The 16,656-nt window shown below is 51.7% G+C and carries 9 protein-coding genes; 4 read left to right on the forward strand and 5 right to left on the reverse strand.

Annotated elements, in window-relative coordinates; translation table 11 throughout:
• Positions 1–20 precede the first annotated feature (20 nt).
• On the reverse strand, positions 21–1,154 hold the full coding sequence (locus EHT25_RS01730) for a sensor histidine kinase (RefSeq protein ID WP_124869723.1): 1,134 nt from the start codon (positions 1,152–1,154) through the stop codon (positions 21–23).
• Positions 1,155–1,465: 311 nt separating this feature from the next.
• Here EHT25_RS01730 and EHT25_RS01735 point away from each other — a divergent pair, with 311 nt between their 5' ends.
• The 4 genes from EHT25_RS01735 to EHT25_RS01750 all read left to right on the forward strand — a co-directional run bounded on the left by EHT25_RS01735 (position 1,466) and on the right by EHT25_RS01750 (position 6,717).
• Complete coding sequence (locus tag EHT25_RS01735; RefSeq protein WP_124869726.1) at positions 1,466–3,817, forward strand: TonB-dependent receptor; 2,352 nt, start codon at positions 1,466–1,468, stop codon at positions 3,815–3,817.
• Positions 3,818–3,909: 92 nt separating this feature from the next.
• The gene (locus EHT25_RS01740) at positions 3,910–4,992 is read left to right on the forward strand and encodes a M20/M25/M40 family metallo-hydrolase (RefSeq protein WP_124869729.1); all 1,083 of its coding nucleotides are present in this window, start codon (positions 3,910–3,912) and stop codon (positions 4,990–4,992) included.
• 209 nt (positions 4,993–5,201) lie between these two features.
• Positions 5,202–5,984, forward strand: coding sequence for a DUF2490 domain-containing protein (locus EHT25_RS01745; protein ID WP_124869732.1), 783 nt, complete (start codon positions 5,202–5,204; stop codon positions 5,982–5,984).
• A 106-nt stretch (positions 5,985–6,090) separates the two neighbouring features.
• On the forward strand, positions 6,091–6,717 hold the full coding sequence (locus EHT25_RS01750) for a hypothetical protein (RefSeq protein ID WP_124869735.1): 627 nt from the start codon (positions 6,091–6,093) through the stop codon (positions 6,715–6,717).
• Here the strand turns inward: EHT25_RS01750 and EHT25_RS01755 are convergent.
• The 4 genes from EHT25_RS01755 to EHT25_RS01770 form a co-directional block, all read right to left on the reverse strand.
• A complete protein-coding gene (locus tag EHT25_RS01755) occupies positions 6,714–8,159 on the reverse strand; it encodes a DUF1501 domain-containing protein (protein WP_124869738.1) in 1,446 nt (481 codons plus the stop codon). The genes EHT25_RS01750 and EHT25_RS01755 overlap by 4 nt on opposite strands.
• A gap of 5 nt (positions 8,160–8,164) precedes the next feature.
• On the reverse strand, positions 8,165–11,509 hold the full coding sequence (locus tag EHT25_RS01760) for a DUF1553 domain-containing protein (RefSeq protein WP_124869741.1): 3,345 nt from the start codon (positions 11,507–11,509) through the stop codon (positions 8,165–8,167).
• A 145-nt stretch (positions 11,510–11,654) separates the two neighbouring features.
• On the reverse strand, positions 11,655–13,283 hold the full coding sequence (locus EHT25_RS01765; protein WP_124869744.1) for a RagB/SusD family nutrient uptake outer membrane protein: 1,629 nt from the start codon (positions 13,281–13,283) through the stop codon (positions 11,655–11,657).
• Positions 13,284–13,294: 11 nt separating this feature from the next.
• Positions 13,295–16,645 (reverse strand): SusC/RagA family TonB-linked outer membrane protein, encoded by a 3,351-nt coding sequence (locus EHT25_RS01770; protein ID WP_185731250.1) that lies wholly within the window; start codon positions 16,643–16,645, stop codon positions 13,295–13,297.
• Positions 16,646–16,656: the final 11 nt, after the last annotated feature.

The raw sequence follows: 16,656 nt of genomic DNA on the forward strand, positions 1-16,656 counted from the left end.
GTGGTTTTAACGTCCAGCCTTTAGATCGCTTTTTCCATGAATTGAGGAATATCAAATTCCGAAAGCCTCAATTGCAATTCTACCGCAAAACTACTTTCGTTATGGTGGATGTCCAGACTATATTCGCCCGGATAGATCAAATCCAGGCGTCGCTGGACATTTTTGATACCAAGGCCACCGTACTTAATCACTTCACGGCTTGGGGATTCGGAGGCACTGTTGGCGACTGAAAAATTTAATTGCCGGTCGTTTAGCTTCAGTTTAATTCGAATCCAGTTTGGCTGGTCGGTATGTTTGGAAACGTGTTTAAACGCATTTTCGACAAAATTCATCAGGATGAATGGCGCAATTCCCAAATGGCCGAAATGCGAATGAGTCAGATCAACGGAAACCTCAATATCGTTGTTCTGCCGGAGTTTTTCCAGTTCGATAAAGTTCACCAGATACGTGACTTCCTTGTCCAGTGGTATTTTCTGATCGTTGCTTTCGTAGAGTTGGTGCCGCAACAATTCCGAAAATTTAGCCAGCGAATCCGACGCCATGTCCGGGTTTTTATGGATTAGAAAAAAGATGGAATTGATGGTGTTAAACAGAAAATGTGGATTGAACTGGTATTTCAGAAATTTTAGTTCGGTTTCCAGCTTTTCCTTTTCGAGCAGTTGTTGCCGTTGCTTACTTTCAACCCAATTCTTTGTTAGTTTAATACTCATGGCCAGCGTCATACTGGCAAACATGGAAGGGAGCGCGTTTCCCAGAAAACGATAAAAACATTCCGCATCCGTTCCGCCACCGAACAAATCGTTCATCGTTCGTCCGGATATAGTGGCGGTTAGAAAATAACCAGGAATAATTAGTAAAGAAGCGACGATAATCGTTAAAAGCAGGTAAATAATGTATTCGGGGAACCGGTTTTTTTCCAGGTATTTTGGAATCAGTACATACAGATTAAAGTAAGCCCCAAGGGCCTGGAAAACGAAATAAAAAAGAAATTTTACGAAATAAGGAGAAAAAAAGATACCCTCTGCCGCCTTGTACGGATTACCGACGGCAATCACCCACCAGAGGTAATTATAGAGAAACCAGAACGGAATGTGGTAGATCTTATACTTGAAAAACCAGTTTTCGTTGGATCGGTTTAGTACCAATGCGTTCATTTTATAAACTTAGATTCAATTTTTGTTCCTCGTCTGGAAGCCTAACCTGCTGGAACAACGGGAAATACGTCCCTAAAATAACGAATTCAGCAACGGTTTTTTTATGGTGAATACCAAACGCTGTAAGTAATTGACAAGAGGATCGTTCGGCTACATGAATGGTATTCGAACCCACGTTTCCAAATTTGGCGGTATTTTAGGAGATGTAGCGTCAAGCGGTTTCCACCCGATTTTGAAATAAATCCGGAAACCGCGTAGGGGTTTTGGCGAGTAGGGCTGTCATAACGGCATACTCTGCAACACAACTACTCATGAACTTTCGTACGATTATTCTCACCATTCTCATTGGTGTTTTTGTTCATTCTATTCACGCTCAGTCTTTTACGCAAACCATTCGCGGAACCGTTGTCGACCAGAGTTTGCAAACCGCCTTGCCCGGCGCAACGGTTCTGATTCTCAATTCCAATCCGTTAAAAGGAACTACCACCGAAGCCGACGGATCGTTTCGGTTGACACAAATACCGGTGGGTCGGCACAGCCTGAAAATCACCAGTCTGGGCTACAAAGAACTGATTCTGTCGAACATCGTCGTCGATGCAGGCAAGGAACTGGTGCTCAATGTTGCGCTGCAGGAAGCCATTGTGAGGGTCAACGAGGTGACGGTAAAACCGCAGATCGAGAAAGACAAACCGCTGAATGAAATGGCGGCCGTCAGTGCCCGGACCTTTTCGGTGGAGGAAACGCAGAAATTTGCGGCCGCCGTCAACGATCCGGCGCGGATGGCAACGGCCTACGCGGGCGTGGTCGGTGCCGACGATGGTGGCAATCAGATTGTTATTCGCGGTAACTCGCCAACGGGTTTGCTCTGGCGCATGGAGGGCGTCGAGATTCCGAATCCCAACCATTTCGCCAATATGGGTTCCGCCGGGGGCGGCATCTCGATTTTGAGTGCCCAACTGCTGGCCAATTCGGATTTTATGACCGGTGCTTTTCCGGCAGAATATGGCAATGCCCTGTCCGGCGTGTTCGATCTGCGGTTGCGGAAAGGCAATAATTCAAAACGCGAACACACGATTCAGGCCGGGGTTTTGGGCCTTGATGTGGCCAGCGAGGGCCCGTTTTCGAAGAATTATAAAGGTTCCTACCTCTTCAATTACCGGTATTCGACGCTGGGATTATTGTCGAAACTGGGCGTCAATATTGGCCCGTATGCCAACGTTTTCCAGGATTTGTCCTTTAATCTGTACCTCCCGGCGGGAAAAGCGGGCAATTTCACGGTTTTCGGATTTGGCGGTTTGAGCAACAGCGATATGGACGCCGTAAAAGACTCGACGAAGTGGGAAAGTGAGGGCGAGCGCCACAATGACCACTTTTTTGCCAAAACCGGGGCCGTCGGCGCCACCCATTCCATCAACCTCAGCAAGCAGGCATTTCTAAAAACCGTGGCACTTTTTTCGGGCTACCAAACCGGTTACGAAAATGAATCGCTGGAAACCGGCTACGTGCCGCAGTTGCAGCTTCGGGAGGCATACCGCATTCGGAAACAGATTGTTTCGTCGACCCTCACCTATAAGTTTACTACGCAGCATACCCTACGGGCCGGGGTGACCGGTTCGATTCTCGGTTTCGATCTTGAACGAAAAGAGCGGCTGGAAGAGCTGAATGCGATGCAAACGCAGATTCAGATCAACGACCAGACCAGCACGGTGCAGGCTTACGGCCAGTGGAATTACCGGATGACCGAGAAACTGACCTTCAACGCCGGGTTGCATTACCTCCGGCTGACGTTGAACAATTCGGACGCGCTGGAACCACGCGGTTCGGTGCGCTGGGCCTTTGTGCCGAAACATTCCGTCAGTTTTGGCTACGGGTTACACAGTCAGATCCAGAATCTGGCGACGTATTTTGCAACGCAGCCGTCCGAAAATGGGACAGCGACCAACCGGAATCTGGGCTTTACGCGCTCGCATCACCTGGTTCTGGCCTACGACTGGCTCCTGAACGACCACCTGCGGGTGAAAGCGGAAACCTATTACCAGTCGTTGTTCAACATTCCGATCAGCGCCGACAAGTCGGATGCGTTTGCGCTTATCAACAGTTTCGATGGGTTGACCACGGACCGGCTGACGAACAAAGGCGGTGGCAAGAATTACGGGCTTGAAGTAACGGTTGAGCAGTTTTTGCACAACAATGTTTACTTTCTGCTTTCGTCGTCGCTGTATGATTCCCGGTATCGGGGATCGGACAATGTCTGGCGCGACACGCGGTTTAACGGTAAATATGCCTTCAGTTTTCAGGGCGGAAAAGAAATCGTGTTGGGCGAATCGGGCAAAAACGTCATCGGCATCAATCTAAAATTCACGTATTACGGCGGCTACCGCACCACGCCCATCGACCTGGCCGAATCGATCCGCAAACAGGAGACGGTTTTTGTTGACAGCCAGTCGTATACTCAAAAACTGCCCAATTATTTCCGGACTGATGTCCGGTTAAGCTGGAAGCGCAACAAACTGCATTCGACCCGAACGTTGTCGCTCGATATTCAGAATGCGACCAACCGCCAGAACATTTACGGTCGGTATTTCGAACCGCTCAGCGGAACCATCAAAACCAGTTACATGACCCCCCTGATTCCGGTGTTGAGCTACCGGGTGGCTTTTTAAAAACCGCAGGGCAAAAAAACGGTCGGCAGGGTGGGAATTGTCGGCCGTTTTTGTTTGGTTTGAAAAACAGCACTTAATCCGTTTCAAATCGAATGACTGATTCCAGTAAAAATTTCCTTTATACGTACCTCAATAACGCGTCACCCACCGGTTTTGAATCGTCGGGACAGCAAATCTGGCTGGATTACCTGAAGCCTTATATCGATGATTATATTATCGATACGTACGGAACCGTTGTCGGGGTGATCAAACCAACTGCGCTTGTTTCCCAGGAATATAAGGTGGTGATCGAAGCCCATTCCGACGAAATTTCGTGGTTTGTCAATTTCATTTCCGACGATGGCTACATCTACGTCCGGCGCAACGGCGGCTCCGATGCGCTGATTGCGCCCTCGATGCGGGTCAATCTGCACACCGCCAACGGTCAGATCCAGGGCGTTTTCGGCTGGCCCGCCATTCACGTTCGCGATCTGGCCAAGGATGTGGCGCCGAAAGTGACGGATCTGTTTATCGACGTGGGCGCGCTGACCAAACAGGAAGTGCTCGACATGGGCATCCACGTGGGCACGGTTTGCACCTTCGCCGAAGGACTTTTTGAATTGAACAACCGCTATTACGTTGGGCGCGCGCTCGACAACCGCATGGGCGGTTTTATGATTGCGGAAGTAGCCCGGTTGTTGAAGGAAAACGGCGTCGAACTGCCTTTCACGCTCTACATTGTCAATGCGGTTCAGGAGGAAATCGGGTTGCGCGGAGCCGAAATGATCGCCCGGCGACTGAAGCCCGATCTGGCGATTATCACCGACGTGACGCACGATACGCAATCGCCCAAATATGACAAAAAGGAGCAGGGCGACCTGAAGGCGGGCGGTGGTCCGGTGATTTGCTACGGTCCGGCGGTCCAGAATAAAGTCCGGGATTTCATCATTCAGGTGGCGACCGACCAGGAAATTGCCTTCCAGCGTCAGGCGGTTAGCCGCTCCACCGGAACCGATACCGACTCGTTTGCGTATGCCGCTGAAGGCAGCGCATCGGCCCTGATTTCGTTGCCGCTGAAATACATGCACACGACCGTGGAAACCGTTCACATGGACGATGTTCAGGCGGTGATCAAGCTGATTTATGAAATCCTGCTGGCGGTAAAAGGCAATGAAGACTTCCGGTATTTGAAATAAGAAATGGTAGCTAAAAAACCGCCTGTTCGGATGTCTCCGGGCAGGCGGTTTTTGCATTTAGGGGCTTGTGACCGGGCAAGTCTAACTTTTGGCAATTAACTGGTTTTAATGACTTTACGTTTATATTATCAAATTGTTAAGATTGTGTGAACGATTCCGCCGATTCATTAAGCCATTGTAAATTCGTCCGATTTTTAACTAGTTTCTCTATGAAGCGGCTCTGCGTCGTTGCCAGTCTCACCACCGGTTTTTTCCTACTATCTCTATTAACGTCTTACGCCCAAACTTCCATCACGCCTTCGACACCCTGGGGAACCTGGTTCATCGGCACCGTTCAGCTTCCGGGTGGTGAAAAAAAATGGGGCGGTTTTGCCGAAGTTCAGGCGCGCGGCAATGCGGTTTTTCACCAGTTTTTTTACCGGGAATTGAAGGGCGGGATTAGTTACGACCTCAACGAGCATTTTACGTTTTCGCTGGCGGGCGGCCATTATTCAACCTCTGATTACCTGGCGCTGAAGGATGGCCCATTGAATACCGAGAAGCGGTTCTGGCAGCAACTTATTGTCAATCAATATCTTTCCCGCCTGAAATTTGAACATCGCTATCGCGTCGAGCAACGCTGGTTTACGTTTCGTGACGGATCAACGCCGTATCGGAACCGAATTCGGTACCGGCTGAATCTGTTCGTCCCTCTCAATAAACCAACGATTACAGCAAAAACCGCTTTTCTGTCGTTTTACGACGAACTTTTCCTCAACCCTAAGGGACCGACGTTCGAACGGAATCGGGTTTTTGCTGGCGTTGGCTATCAGCTTGACAATCATTGGATTATTCAGACCGGCTGGGTTAACCAAACCAACTACAATCCGGCGACGTTTGAATCCGGTATTTTCACGCCCCAGTCGGCCACTGGAAAAAACAACATTGTTGTGGGGTTGACGTACCGGCTGGGGCGCGGAAAAAGCGAAAAGCTTCCTTCGCAAACCGATTAACTACTCAAGATCTCGTGGGATTCATTTGGCATCGGTTTGACAAAAACCGGAAGCGGTTTATATTGCCCGATAAATGGGTAATCGGGTAGTTAAATCACCTCCTTTTATGTATGACATGACGCCCAAAGAGCTGTATTTTGCCAACGGCGGGCAAACGCTCTACATTTACAAAGACGGTTTTGGCGATCAATACAAAGCAACTCCGGCGGAAGAAGCCGAGTGGCGGAAAGAACTCATCGAGCGGGAGTGGAAGCGCCTGGATTCCGAAACGAATGCCGTTAGTTTAAAACACCTAATCGATAATTTAAACTACCACAATGCCGACGATCTGGTGCCGAAATTGGTTCAAAAACTGGACGAAGTTAAACCTGAAACACGGGTTGTTATTGCCGGGTGTTTGTGGAAGATAACGAAGTACAAAAAAAGTTTCTCGATTATTCTGAATACCTTCAATGTCCACCGGAATAACGTTTTAGCCACCGTTTTTGCCACGTTTCAGGACATGGTGGGTGACAGGGAAGTCGCCAGTTTCCTGTTGGATTGCCTGGAAGGTGACGATGCGGTTTTGCACCAGAAAGCGCACACAACCCTGGTTATGTGGAGTTATATGGGCATTCCACAATTGCGCGACGGAGGTCTTACGGATGCGTTAAGTCCGGATAATAAAATAGCTAATACGGAAGCGTTTCTGAAAGCTATAAAAACCGCAAAACGTCTTTTAAAAATCCGCTAAGCCAGAATGGGTTTAACTACTTTTCCGGCCACATCCGTCAGCCGATACCGACGCCCCTGAAATTTATAAACCAGTTTTTCGTGATCGATCCCAAGCAGGTGTAAAATAGTGGCCTGCAAGTCGTGAACGTGAACCGGTTCTTTGACAATATTGTAGCTGAAGTCGTCGGTTTCTCCGTACGTAAATCCTTTTTTGATGCCGCCACCCGCCAGCCAGACCGTAAAACAACGCGGATGGTGATCGCGGCCGTAATTGTCTTTCGTAAGCTTGCCCTGCGAGTAGTTCGTCCGGCCAAATTCGCCACCAAAAATCACCAGCGTATCGTCCAGCAAACCCCGCTGCTTTAGATCTTTGATGAGCGCGGTTGTCGGCTGATCGACCGAGTCGGCCATGATTTTGATGTCTTTGGGCAAATTGCCGTGCTGGTCCCAACCCTGATGATATAACTGAATAAACCGCACATCTTTCTCCGCCAATTTGCGGGCTAAGAGGCAGTTGGCGGCATACGTCCCCGGTTTTCGACTTTCGGGACCGTACATATCAAAGATGTAATCTGGTTCTTTGGAGAGGTCGAGCGTTTCCGGAACCGACGTTTGCATCCGGTATGCCATCTCGTACTGCTGCATCCGGCTGTTGATTTCGGGATCGAGCACGTGTTTGTACTGATCTTCGCTCATTTTGGCCAGGTAGTTCAACATCGTCCGGCGCGAGGTTTTATCGACACCTTCCGGATTGTTGAGGTAAAAAATCGGATCCGGCCCCGACCGGAATACCACGCCCTGGTGCGTCGACGGAATAAAACCGTTGCTCCAAAGCTTGGCGTACAGCGGCTGATCACCACCCCGCGCCCGCGACAGCAGCACGACAAACGCGGGCATATTTTTATTCTCCGATCCCAGTCCGTAACTCACCCAAGACCCCATCGACGGACGACCGCCAATCTGATTCCCCGTCTGAATAAACGTAACGGCCGGGTCGTGGTTGATGTGTTCGGTATACATCGATTTGATGAAACACAGGTCGTCCACCATCGACGTGTGGTGCGGCAGCAACTCACTGACCCACGACCGGCTTTTACCAAATTGCGCGAACTTATAGACCGAAGCCGCCAGCGGAAATGAACTCTGGCTTGCCGACATGCCCGTCAGCCGTTGCCCTTTTCGGACGGACTCGGGGAGGTTTTGGCCCCACATCTGTTCCAGTTTGGGCTTATAATCAAAGGTTTCCAACTGCGAGGGCGCCCCACTTTGCAGCAGGTAAATGACCCGTTTGATTTTGGCCGGAAAATGCGGCAAGCCCAGCCCCGGATCGGCTCCGGCGGCTGTCGCATTCGGAGACAACAGGGAAGAAAGAGCCGCTGCCCCCAGCCCCAAACCGCTGCTTTGCAGGAATGTCCGGCGGCTCATCTGATCGTGGATGCTATCTTGCAAATCGTTAGTCATGACACTTATCGTTTGATGGTCGCTTCGTCGTAATTCAAAATGGTATTCGCAACAATTGTGTAGGCCGCGAGTTCGGGGCTTTTCAGACCGGGGTCGCGGGCGTACTCACCGGTTTTCAGCAAGGATTCGGCCCGTTTCGGTGATTTTATAAAGCCCTGATAGGCAACACCGTACAATTCGTTCATTAACGCTAACTCGCTGGCGCGCGGATTTCGGGAAACGATGGACTGAAAAAAGTACCTGATCCGCTCATTCGGGTTTGCTTTCGAACGCATGGTTCGCTGGGCCAGCACGCGGGCGGCTTCCACAAACTGCGGATCGTTGAGCGTCACCAGTGCCTGCAAGGGTGTAGCGGTTTTTTGCCTTCGAACGGTACACAAACTTCGGTCCGGCGAATCAAAATTCAGCATCATCGGCGGAGGACTGGTCCGTTTCCAGATCGTGTACATACTGCGCCGGTACAGGCTATCGCCGTGTTGCTGGCGGTAACTGATCGTGTTGCGGGTTGCCAGGGCTTCCCAGATGCCGGCGGGCTGGTAAGGATACACGCTTGGTCCGCCAATTTTCTGAACCAGCAAACCGCTGGCTGCCAAGGCATTGTCGCGAACCTGTTCGGCCGAAAACCGGTAGCTGCTACCGCGCGCCAGCCATTTGTTATCCGGATCACGCTCGATTTCTTCCGGCGTCGCTTTGGACGACTGCTGGTAGGTGGCCGACATCACCATTCGTTTGATAAACCGCTTTGTGTCCCAGTTTTCCTCCCGAAACTGAACAGCCAGCCAGTCCAGCAATTCGGGATGCGAAGGCAAGTCGCCCTGACTCCCGAAATCTTCCTGCGTTTTGACGATGCCATTGCCGAAGTAATTCAACCAGAGCCGGTTGACCATGACGCGGGCAAACAGGGGATGATCTTCCGCCAGCAGCCATTGCGCCAGTCCAAGCCGGTTTTGCGGGTAATCGGTGGGTAATTTGCCCAGTCGGAGCGGGGTTTGGGAGGAAACTTCCGCACCCGGCGCATCATAAACTCCGCGATTTAGCACGAAACTTTTGCGTTGCTGACTGGCAGGTAACTCCTGCATCACCATTACTTCGGGAATGTCGGACAAAACCGCCACCTCCTGACCCCGAACCGCAGACAGTTGACGGTTTGTCTGAGCGAAGGTAGAATCCGCCGTCAACAGGTAATGTTCGAGGAGATTTTGTTGCTGTTGTGCGGTTCGTTGGGAGGCTGGTAGTTGTAAAACCGGGGTGATTCGATCGGTGTTCCCAGACAGGGACTGAACTTCCAGGACAGACAATCGACGGTTATAAATCCGTAATTCGTCCAGGCTAACATCTTGCAGCGTTTTCTCCCGAGCGTCATAGCCCAGCTCAAACCCGTAAAATTTGCCCTGTTTGTTGGAGTTGAATTCGCCGTGCAGCAAGCCTTTCGTGAGGTTGTCGGTAATGACGTTCATCCGCGCCGGTTTGCCATCGACGAAAAACCGCACGCCGGCGGCTTTGGCTCCACCGTCGTAGGTCAGCGTGAGGTTTTGCCAGCGATTGAGTCGCAGTTTGTCGGTGGTTCGCAATTCGATGCAGTTGGCGGGCCAGACGTAACTCAGCAAAACCGTCAGTGTTTGATCCGGATTCAGCTTCACCGAATACCCGCGGTAGCCTTCATTTTCGTAGTTAGTCCGCCGAAAAATAGCGCCTTCAACACCTGCTTTGGCCGGATTGATCCACACACTGACCGAAAATTCCTGATTCCGCTCGAAGTTCAGCCCCTTGCCAAACCGCTTCGGCGATTCCACGAGTTTGCCATTGATCCGGTCAACCGTTTCCGACAGAATCCCGATGCCACATTCGCCCTTGAGCGCTATGGCGTTACCGATTTTTCCGGCGGTCGGCAGCGGTTTTCGCTCTTTGTCGCCCGTTACAAATGCCGTAAAGGAGTTGTCGCCCCGGTTTTCGTAACCGGTAGTTCCCTCCCCATCCAGCGGCAAATGCACCAGCAAACCGCGATTCAGGGTTGAAACCGTTGTCGGTTGACGGGCCCATTGCGTAAAGGCGGTTTCGTACAATTTGGGTTGTAAGCGGGTTTGGAGGTGTTGAATTTTTGTCCGTATAAATTTCAGCGTTTGCTCGGTTTGGGCCGTCGGTAACATCACCGTGGGGCAGGCTTCTCCGTTGTGCGTAATCTGACCCGCTTCTTTATTCTGGTTGAAAAAAGCAAACAGCGAATAGTAGTCTTTCTGGCTAATGGGGTCGTATTTGTGGTCATGGCAACGGGCGCATTCCATCGTCAATCCCAGAAATGCTTTTCCGAATGTATTGGCACGATCGGCCACGTATTCGATGCGGTATTCTTCGGGAATAATGCCGTTTTCGCCACTTTGAGAGTGCAGTCGGTTGAAGGCCGTGGCCAGTATTTTCTCCCGTTGAACCTGCGGATTGGGCGAAACCGGCAAGAGATCCCCGGCAATCTGGTTGATCACGAACTGGTCGAACGGCAGGTTTTGATTGAAGGATTTGATGACCCAGTCGCGGTACGGAAACGCATTACGCATCGGATCGTCCTGATAGCCCTGCGAGTCGGCAAAGCGGGCCAGATCCAGCCAGCTAACGGCCTGCTGTTCACCGTAATGTGGTGATGCCTGCAGTTTGTCGACCACCTGTTCGTAGGCATTCGGTGCCGTGTTTTTTTCAAACGCTTCTACCTCAGCGGGCGTGGGAGGGAGGCCCGTCAGGTCCATGTAAATGCGCCGGAGTAAGGTCGCTTTTTCGGCCTGAGGACATGGTTTTAATCCCAGTTCCTTCATTTTCGCCAGTGTAAACCGGTCGATTTCGTTGCGGACCCAGTCGGTTTCGACATCGGACGTAATGCCCCAGCGTGACAGAAAACTTTGCCCGACTTTCGGAACGTCCGGTTTTTCGATCTTCGTCAGCGACCAGTGTTCCTTGTATTCCGCGCCCTGCTCGATCCATTTGATCAGGATGGCTTTTTCGTCCGCCGTCAACGTCAGATTGGACTTGGGTGTGGGCATCACTTCGTCGGGATCGTGACTCAGAATCCGCTTGACCAGTTCACTTTTTCCGACATTGCCCGGCACAATCGCCCGTCGTCCTTCCTTGTTTTCCAGCGTGGCACCTTCGAAGTTCGCCAATTGCAAACCGGCTTCGATCTTGGCTTTGTCGGGGCCGTGGCATTTGAAACAACGATCCGAAATGATCGGCTTGACGTGCAGGTTGTAATCCACCGTCTCGGGCGTTTTCTCCAATGCCAACTGCACGTCCTGCGGGAGTTGATTCGTCTGACAACTCGCCAAACTCACTACCGCCAGAATCCCCCAAATGCCAATCGTTTTCATACGCATTAATTGCAAAACAATCTAAAGATACTGAAAAACCGGGTTTTCAGAAGAATTTAGCCTATTATAATAAGTGGGTATGCCAAAGAATAATTATCAGCCCACGGTTTGGATCGTGGGCTGACATTTCTCTCTCGCTATTCAATCAATATCCTTTATTCTGCGGGAAAGCCTGAATCCCACCCTCCGTTCGGTCAATCTGAGTTTGGGGAATGGGACGCAGGACGTGGAAATCCCGGATCTGATTAGCCCCGTCAGGATTGTATTTCTTCACCCGTTCGAGCAGTTTCCCGGTCCGGACCAGATCGAACCAGCGGACGTATTCGCCCAGCAATTCACGGGCGCGCTCGTCCAGAATAAAGTCGATCGTTAGCTGATCTTCCGTCACCTTCATGGCGGTTTCCGAGCCTTTTTTAGCTGCCCGCGCCCGAACCGCATTGATGTACGTCAGCGCTTCGCTTTTCTTCCCACTCATCATCAGTGCTTCGGCAGCAATTAAGTAGGCTTCGGCCAGTCGGAAAACCAGAAAATCCCGCGACCCCCGCATTTCCTGCACACTGACCCGGGTTGGGTCCAGAAACTTGGTGAGTGTCGGATAAATCCGGTCATTATAGGCACTGGGCGGATAAACGCTGTAATTTTTCTTCGCCAGTTCGGCGGCCGTTAGTTCGCGGTCGGCGACCCAGATGGCGGTATCGCCCTGCGCAAACGTCACCTGTTTTTGACCGATGGTATACGTACCCGGTTTATTCGAGTAAAAAACAAATTTGAACGAAGCTTCGTAGCGGCTGTCGTTTTTCCGGTCGAACAGATTCATGACGGTAAACATCGTCGGCTTAAACCGCACCCAGGGCCGACCATTGGCGATGTCGCGCTGCATGCCGGGAAGCCGGTCATACTCCGCCAGATAATATAAGTGGGCTGAATTGCCGAGGCCGGTGGTCAGTAAATCCGTGCTGTATTGGATCGCCCAAACCACTTCACTGTTTTTTTCACCCGCGCCCTGTTCGAAAATTTTGGGGTAGCTGCTGAGCAGACTCAGGTTCGTATTGGCGATCACTTTCCTGGCCAGATCAGCGGCTTTCGCGTAGTCGTCGGCTCCGGCAGCTTCCGATCCGGCTCGGGTCAAATAGACTTTCGACAACAGAAATTCGGCGGCCGATTTGTAAACACGTCCGTAAATCGCAGCCGTAGCGGGCAGGTTGGCGATGGCAAAATCCAGGTCGTCAGTGATGACTTTGTAAACGTCTTTGATGGGCGAGCGTGTTGCCGTAACCACCACACCTTCCGATTCCTTCAGCGAAATATGCACCGGCCCAAACGTTTGAACAAGTAGAAAATAATAGTAAGCACGCATAAACCGCACCTCCGCAATTCGGGTCGTTTTGACCTTTTCATCGAGCCCCGGCACCTTGTCGGCCCGACCGATCACGGCGTTACAGTTGTTGATGCCGATGTACATATTGTCCCACAACGTGGCCAGTACGGGTGCGCGGGGATTCAATCCGCTGTCGTAGAAGTTCAGATTCATGAACGTGCCGCCGTAGCCGTTGGTGAATTCGTCGGTCCCGAAAACCGACAGCGCACCGCCCTCTTCCTGTCCGTAAAAGATCCGGATGTGGCTGTACGACGCATTGACGGCAGTTTCAAAACCTTCGGGCGTATTCAGGTAGTTGTCGGTAATCTGCGAACGCACGTCTTCCACCAGCAGACTGTTGCAGGAAGAGGTGAAAATGCTCAGGCCGATCAGGGTACAAATGAGTGTCTTTTTCATCGGATTGCTCGTTAGAAAGTGATGTTAACGCCGGCCAGAAACTGGCGGGAAAGGGGCGTGTCGGAAGTCGGAATTTCCGGATCAATGCCGTTGTGTTTTTGAACGTATGGCGCATACATCAGTGGATTCTGAATGCTGCCGTATACCCGGATGGCGTTGGCTTTCAGTTTCTTGGCGAATCCGGATGCCAGGTTGTAACCCAGATTGATGTTCCGTACTTTGACAAACGAACCGTCGAAGTAGGTCAGCGTGGAGTTGAACAACGGCCGTTCCTGCGACAGATTCGGTTGCGGATAGGCGTTGGTTGGGTTGTCTTTCGTCCAGTAATCCACTTTAAAATTGTTGAACCGGCCCGCCAGTGCGAAAATCGAACCGTCGTGAAAACCGCTCTGGATCATATTCCCGAATCGGGCGAAGAGGAAAATCGACAGGTCAAAACCTTTATACGAAAACCGGTTGGTCAAACCGCCGGTAAATTTCGGAACCGAAGTGCCCAAAATCATCCGGTCGTTGGGGTCGATCACGCCGTTGCCGTTGCGGTCGTTAATTTTGTTCTGACCGACTTTCGAGCTGAATTGAGCCGCCTGTTTGTCTTCGCCCAATTGCCAGATTCCGATGCGTTCGTAATCGTAAAAAACCGAAATCGGCTGTCCGATAAACCGGGCATTCCCTACGTCATCGGTCTTTCCCTGCGAGAGTTCCAGAATTTTTTCCTTGTTGGTAAAGAAATTGAAATCCGTCGACCAGGTAAAACCGCCGTTTTGCGCGGTGATGTTGCGGGTCGATAAGGTACACTCAAAACCGGTATTTCGGGTCGAACCGACATTTTCGAGAATGGACGTAAAACCGCTGGTGGTGGGTAAAACCCGGGGCAATAGCAGATCGCGGGTGGTCGAACGGTAAAATTCCACCGAACCGGTAATCCGTTCGTTCAACACGCCGAAGTCGACACCGATGTTGGCCGAACTGGTGGTTTCCCATTTCAGGTTGCTGTTCCGGATCGTTCCCGGGCGATACCCATAAGCCGCCGTTCCGTCGAAATCATAGGTAGTCCGCGTCAGCAAACCCTGTGTCTGGTACGGATCGATGCCGGTATTTCCGGTTTCGCCGTAGCTCATGCGCAGTTTCAGGTTGCTGAAAACCTTGCTGCTTTTGAGGAAATCTTCGTTGATCACGTTCCAACCCAGGGCTACGGACGGGAAGAAGCCCCACTGATTGCCGGGTGCAAACCGCGACGAACCGTCGAATCGCCCGGTGAAGGTCAGCAAAAACCGGTCGTCGAACGCGTAATTAATCCGCCCCATGTACGACAGAATCGCCCATTTGGAATAAGCACTGCCCACGCTGTTGATGGTGCTGCCCTGACCGAGATTGAAAAATTGCAGCGATTCGACCGGCAGCCCCTGCACGTTGGCCGAGAGGTTTTCCTGCGTCCGCGCCTGAATACTGTACAAACCGGTCAGGTCGAGCGTATGCAGCCGGGCCAGCGTTTTCTTGTACGTCAGGATATTTTCCCAGGTGTAATTAAAGACAAATTCGTCGGCCACATTTGCCGACGGAACCCCACCCTGGTTGGCGTTGGTGAATTTTCCGCGAAAATTGCCAATGTTACTTTTCGTCAAATCGGGACCAAAATTCATCCGAAACTTCAAGCCGTCCAGAATTTCCGCTTCGCCGTACAGACTCGTAAACAGCCGAAACCGCTTATTGACATTGATAGCCGCGCCCTTCACCAGATCGGACATGGGGTTGGTAATCAGGGCATCGTTGGTCGGGCGAAAAATCAGATTTCCCATCGGGCCATAGGGGACGCCCAGCGGGTTGGCCTGCAGGGCCAGTTGATAGACATTGAGGTCGGCACCGTTCTGAATGCTGTACGCACCGAGCATGGATGTTCCGACGCTGAAGCGTTTGCCGATCTTCTGGTCGATGTTGATGCGGGTTGTAAACCGGGTAAAATCCTGCCCCGGAATGATGCCTTTGTCGCGAAAATACCCGAGCGAAATATTGAACCGGGTTTTGTCGCTGCCGCCCGAAATGCTCAGGTCGTGGTTGTTGGTAAAACCGTTCCGGACCACCATGCGCTGATAATCCGTCGAGCGACCTTCGGCAATGGAAGCCAGTTCGACCGGTTCGAAGAGCAGTTTGTCCGACTCGGCCGGTTTTTCAACGTCGTAGCGCCCGGCCGTGCGGGCGGCTTCCCGGCGGTAGGCGGCAAACTCGGCGCCGTTCATCATGTTGGCGTAGCGCGATATGGTCGAAACGCCCAGGTAATTGGTGTAATTGACGGTGATTCGTCCCGGCGTTCCGCGTTTGGTCGAAATAATAACGACCCCATTCGCACCCCTTGAACCGTAGATCGCGGTGGCAGACGCATCTTTCAGCACCTCCATCGACACGATGTCGCTCGGGTTGATGTCGTTAAAACCGCCCGCAATGGGAATCCCATCGACAACATACAACGGGTCGTTTCCAGCGCTGAACGACCGGCGACCCCGGATTTGAACGGTTGCGCCCGACCCCGGTTTGTAGCTGCTCTGAACCACATAAACCCCGGCGGCCCGGCCCTGCAACATCTGCTGGGCATTGGTGACCGGCACTTCCCGCAGTGATTTTTCGGAAATTGACGTAATGGCTCCGGTAATGTCGGCTCGTTTCTGAGTTCCGTAGCCGACAACCACGATTTCTTCGAGCGCTTTGGTATCGGCTTTCAGAACCACGTCGATGACCTTTAATTTGGCCACAACCACTTCTTCGGGCAAATAACCCACGAACGAAAAAATGAGCGTTGAAGCTTCGTCCGCAACGTCCAGCCGAAACTTCCCCTCGGCGTCGGTCGTCGTCCCTTTTGTCGTTCCTTTAACGATGACGCTGACGCCGGGCAGCGGTTCTTTGTTGTCGCCCGCCGTTACGCGACCGGTAACTTCAATGGCCGTTGATTCATGGAGGAGTGTTGGTGAAATGAAGGCCGGAGCGGTTTCAACCCGGCTGGTGGCTGGATCGGCGGTTTTGGTACTTTTCGGCGTGACCTGGAAAATCAGATACCGGCGTCCGGATTGTTTTTCAAACTGGAGGCCCAGCGGCTGAAGCAGCTCGTTCAGCTGTTTATCCAGGTTGTCGTTCGTAATTTCGTCCAGATTAACGACCACTGTCTTATTCTGGATGAGCCGGTTACTGTAGTTAAAAAATACCTTTTGCCGGGCCTGAATCGTCTGCAAAACCTGCTCCAGTGCCTGCGGACTTTCCATCCTGTTTGACGCAGGTTTGGTTTCCTGATCAGGAGTAAGCCGCGCAAAACTTTGCCCCGGCGATGGCAAAGAAAAGCCCAGCAGGGCCAGTGCGAATGCGGTCCTTCGTAACATGTACATAAATG

It is taken from the genome of Larkinella rosea, from assembly GCF_003858635.1.
GTDB lineage: Bacteria > Bacteroidota > Bacteroidia > Cytophagales > Spirosomataceae > Larkinella > Larkinella rosea.

Coding starts and splice junctions, on each gene's coding strand:
- EHT25_RS01760 (WP_124869741.1), bottom strand. CDS start 11,509: ATGAAAACGATTGGCATTTGGGGGATTCTGGCGGTAGTGAGTTTGGCG.
- EHT25_RS01755 (WP_124869738.1), bottom strand. CDS start 8,159: ATGACTAACGATTTGCAAGATAGCATCCACGATCAGATGAGCCGCCGG.
- EHT25_RS01765 (WP_124869744.1), bottom strand. CDS start 13,283: ATGAAAAAGACACTCATTTGTACCCTGATCGGCCTGAGCATTTTCACC.
- EHT25_RS01730 (WP_124869723.1), bottom strand. CDS start 1,154: ATGAACGCATTGGTACTAAACCGATCCAACGAAAACTGGTTTTTCAAG.
- EHT25_RS01745 (WP_124869732.1), top strand. CDS start 5,202: ATGAAGCGGCTCTGCGTCGTTGCCAGTCTCACCACCGGTTTTTTCCTA.
- EHT25_RS01770 (WP_185731250.1), bottom strand. CDS start 16,645: ATGTTACGAAGGACCGCATTCGCACTGGCCCTGCTGGGCTTTTCTTTG.
- EHT25_RS01740 (WP_124869729.1), top strand. CDS start 3,910: ATGACTGATTCCAGTAAAAATTTCCTTTATACGTACCTCAATAACGCG.
- EHT25_RS01735 (WP_124869726.1), top strand. CDS start 1,466: ATGAACTTTCGTACGATTATTCTCACCATTCTCATTGGTGTTTTTGTT.
- EHT25_RS01750 (WP_124869735.1), top strand. CDS start 6,091: ATGTATGACATGACGCCCAAAGAGCTGTATTTTGCCAACGGCGGGCAA.